This is a genomic window from Leifsonia sp. SIMBA_070 (assembly GCF_046534635.1).
Classification (GTDB): Bacteria; Actinomycetota; Actinomycetes; order Actinomycetales; family Microbacteriaceae; genus Leifsonia.
On record NZ_JAWRYK010000456.1, the window covers coordinates 1 to 261 of the forward strand.

The window sequence follows — 261 nt, forward strand, 5'->3', positions numbered from 1 at the left end:
GAGCCATTGCCCTTGCACGTCGGGCATGCGCCCTCTCTATTGGCGCTGAAGAGTGCGGGCTTGACGTCGTTCCCCTTCGCGAACGCCTTGCGGACGGGTTCGAGCAGGCCGGTGTAGGTGGCCGGGTTGCTGCGCGAGGAACCCTTGATCGCCCCCTGATCGACGAAGACGACGCCCTCGCGGCCCACAAGCGATGCCGTGAGCGAGCTCTTCCCCGACCCCGCGACGCCCGTGAGGGCGACGAGCACGCCCGTCGGAATG

At 68.2% G+C, this 261-nt stretch carries 1 pseudogene; it reads right to left on the reverse strand.

The window, feature by feature from the left end:
* Window positions 1–261, reverse strand: a pseudogene (locus tag SB754_RS21055) (excinuclease ABC subunit UvrA); the annotation flags it as partial.